At 69.0% G+C, this 3,583-nt stretch carries 3 protein-coding genes and 1 tRNA gene; 2 read left to right on the top strand and 2 right to left on the bottom strand.

Translation table 11 applies throughout. The features are described from left to right. Window positions 1-5 precede the first annotated feature (5 nt). A tRNA-Arg gene (locus JWP60_RS00610) sits at window positions 6-81 on the bottom strand. Window positions 82-230: 149 nt separating this feature from the next. After that, entirely contained in the window at window positions 231-1,532 is a 1,302-nt protein-coding gene (locus JWP60_RS00605; protein WP_299785352.1) for an MFS transporter, read from the bottom strand. A gap of 91 nt (window positions 1,533-1,623) precedes the next feature. On the opposite strand from JWP60_RS00605, the gene JWP60_RS00600 reads away from it, so the two are divergent. Together JWP60_RS00600 and JWP60_RS00595 are read left to right on the top strand one after the other, a co-directional pair. After that, window positions 1,624-2,181 (top strand): TetR/AcrR family transcriptional regulator, encoded by a 558-nt coding sequence (locus JWP60_RS00600; protein WP_299785350.1) that lies wholly within the window; start codon window positions 1,624-1,626, stop codon window positions 2,179-2,181. An 83-nt stretch (window positions 2,182-2,264) separates the two neighbouring features. Then, window positions 2,265-3,583 (top strand): AMP-binding protein (locus JWP60_RS00595; RefSeq protein WP_299785348.1); only part of this gene is annotated, 1,319 nt, incomplete at its 3' end.

Here is a 3,583-nt window from a genome sequence, read left to right as displayed (position 1 = left end):
AGATCTGGTGCGGCTGGCGGGGATCGAACCCACGACCCTCGGCTTCGGAGGCCGATACTCTATCCACTGAGCTACAGCCGCATGACTGTTGGAGACCGATAGTCTATCTGCTGCGCGGCCGGCCCCTGACCATAGGCTTCGGAGGCCAATACTCTATCCACTGAGCTACAGCCGCACGCGAGCGCGATTGTAGCCCGCCAGCGTCGCGCACCCGACGCTGGCGGCTTTGCTCAGGAGCGCGCGGCCGCCATGGCCACGGGCGTGGGCACGTCCTGCTTGCGAATCGCCAGCGCGCCCACAGCGGCGACCAGGCACGCCAGGCCCGCGCCGATCAGGGCCGGGTCGTAGGTCAGCAGGATGGTGCGCGTCAGGCCGGCGGCATAGGCCGCAGTGGCTGCGCCCAGTTGGTGGGCCGCGAACACCCAGCCGAACACCAGGCCGGCGCGCTCCTTGCCGAATTCGGCCGCGCAGAGCTTCACCGTGGGCGGCACGGTGGCGATCCAGTCCAGGCCGTAGAAGGCAGCGAACATGCTCAGGCCCACCAGCGTGAAATCGGAATACGGCAGCCAGAGCAGCGACAGGCCGCGCAGTCCGTAGTAGGCAAGCAGCAGCTTGCGGTTGTCGAAGCGGTCCGAGAGATATCCGGACAAGGTGGTGCCGAACAGGTCGAACACGCCCATCATCGACAGCACGGAAGCCGCCGGCACGGCGCTCAGGCCGCGGTCGCCGCACAGCGAGATGAAGTGCGTCTGCACCAGGCCGTTGGTGCTCAGGCCGCAGATGAAGAAGGTGCCGGCCAGCACCCAGAAGGTGCGATTGCGCGAGGCTTCGGCCAGCACCTTGAAGGGGCCGGTGAAGCCGAGCGCCACGGGGGCGGCCGTGGCAGGCGCAACACCCTCCGCTTCACCATAGGGGCGCAGGCCCAGGTCGGCCGGGTTGTCCTTCAACAGCAGCAACACCAGGGCCACCACCACGACGGCGGCGCTGCACACCGGCAGCACGGCAAAGCGCCATCCCAGGTGCTCGATCAGCCAGGCCGCCACCGGCAGGAAGATCAGTTGCCCGGTCGCGGTGCTGCCCGCCAGCAGTCCCATCACCAGGCCGCGGCGCTGCGTGAACCAGCGGTTCGCCACGATCGCGCCCAGCACCATCGCCACCGTGCCGGTGCCGAACCCCAGCAGCACACCCCACAGCGCGAACAGCTGCCAGAGCTGCGTGACCTGGGTCGCCGCGGCGATGGTCAAGCCGATGATGGTGAGGGCGATGGCGACGACGCGCCGCAGCCCGAAGCGCATGATGAACACCGCGGCGAAGGGCCCGAGCAGGCCGAACAAGGCAAAGCGGACCGCAAACACGGAGGAGAGTTGCTCCGTCGTCCAGCCGAACTCCCGCGACAAGGGCTGCAGCATGGCGCCCGGCAGGCCCAGCGCGGCGGACGTGATCAGCATGGCCAGGAAGGTGACCGCGGCGATCACCCACGCATAGTGGATGCCGTGCCGCTGCAGGCGGTGCGAGACGAAGGGGGCGAGCATGCGAACCTCCGGGAGCGAAATTTGATGACGGCCATCATATAACGTAAGATGATGGTCGTCATCAGAATCGTCGCGGGAGAGAAGGTCAGCCATGAAAGTCAGCCGCGAGCAGGCGCAGCAGAATCGCGAGAAGGTGGTGCAGGCAGCCGCCCGGCTGTTCCGCGAGCGCGGCATCGACGGCGTCGGAGTGGCGGAGCTGATGAAGTCGGTGGGGCTCACCCACGGCGGCTTCTACGGCCAGTTCGGCTCCAAGGAGGAACTGGTCGCCGAAGCCTGCGCCTGGGCCTTCGACCGCTCCGCCGCCAAATGGCAGCGCGCCGCCGCCGCGCACCCGCGCGATGCCGTCGGCGCCATCGCCGATTTCTACCTCGCACCTGAGCATCGGGATCGTCCCGGCGCCGGGTGTGCCGCAGCCGCGCTCGCGGGCGACATGGCGCGCGAGGGCGTGCATGCGCGCCAGGCCTTCACGCAGGGCGTGCGCGACCTGGTGGAGGTCATTGCCGCGAGCACCGAGGGCTCGGACCAGGAGCGCCATCGCCAGGCCCTGGCGACCTTCAGCACCATGCTCGGCGCGATCGTCCTGGCCCGCGCCGTCGACGATGAGACGCTCGCCGACGAGATCCTGGCCGCGGCGCGGCAGGCGGTGTAGCGCCGCACCGCCCTTCTGGGGGAAACCCCTTCGCGGCCCCCGCGCACCCCGGCGATCATAGGCAGCAGCGAAGGAGACCAAGCATGGGAAATGCAACCCCGTTCGTGCGCGCGCGCGACTTCCTGCTGGCGCAGCGCACGGACTACGACACCGCCTCACGCGATTTCCGCTGGCCGGTGCTCGGTGAGTTCAACTGGGCGCTCGACTACTTCGACCTCATGGCCGCCGGCAACGAGGCACCTGCCTTGTGGATCGTCGAAGAGGACGGCAGCGAACAGAAGCTGTCCTTCGCCGAGATGGCGGCGCGCTCCAACCGCGCGGCCAACTTCCTGCGCGCGCAGGGCGTGGGCCGTGGCGATCGCATCCTGCTGATGCTGGGCAACGAGCTGGCGCTGTGGGAGATCATGCTGGCCGCCATCAAGCTGGGCGCCGTGTTGATCCCGGCGACCACCTTGCTGACCCCGCAGGATGTGCTCGATCGCGTGGAGCGTGGCCAGGTGAAGTTCGCGCTGGCGGCGGTGGCCAGCGCCGACAAGCTCGCGCACGTGCCCGCCGGCTGCGCGCGGATCAGCATCGGCGGCACCACGCCCGGCTGCCGCGAATACGCCCCCGACGCGTACCCGGACGTGTTCGCTCCCGATGGCCTCACGCGCGCGACCGATCCGCTGCTGCTGTATTTCACCTCGGGCACCACCGCCAAGCCCAAGCTGGTCCTGCATTCGCACCAGAGCTATCCGGTGGGACATCTCTCCACCATGTACTGGCTGGGGCTGCAGCCCGGTGACGTGCACCTGAACATCTCTTCCCCGGGATGGGCCAAGCACGCGTGGAGCTGCTTCTTCGCGCCCTGGAACGCAGGCGCCTGCGTCTTCATCTCCAACTACCGGCGCTTCCAGGCCAAGGCGCTGCTCGAGGTGCTCGGCACGCATGGCGTGACCTCGCTGTGCGCACCGCCGACGGTGTGGCGCATGCTGATCCAGGAGGATCTCGCCGCCTATGCAAGTCGCCTGCGGCTGCGCGAGGTGATCGGCGCCGGCGAGCCGCTGAACCCCGAGATCATCGAGCGCGTGCGTTCGGCCTGGGGCCTCGATCTGCGCGACGGCTTCGGGCAGACCGAAACGACGGCGCAGGTGGGCAACTCCCCGGGCCAGCCGGTGAAGCCCGGCTCCATGGGCCGGCCGCTGCCCGGCTACCAGGTGGTGCTGCTGGACGTGAACGGGCAGGAGAGCGACCAGGGCGAGCTGTGCCTGCCGCTGGCCGCGCGGCCGCTCGGATTGATGGACGGCTACATCGACAGCGCCGAGCGCACGGCCGAAGCGATGCGCGACAACGCCTACCACACGGGCGACATCGCCACGCGCGCTGCCGACGGCTACATCACCTACGTCGGCCGCAGCGACGA

Source organism: Ramlibacter sp. (assembly GCF_028291745.1).
Lineage (GTDB): Bacteria > Pseudomonadota > Gammaproteobacteria > Burkholderiales > Burkholderiaceae_C > Ramlibacter.
This window is presented reverse-complemented; position numbering and strand designations above follow the sequence as displayed.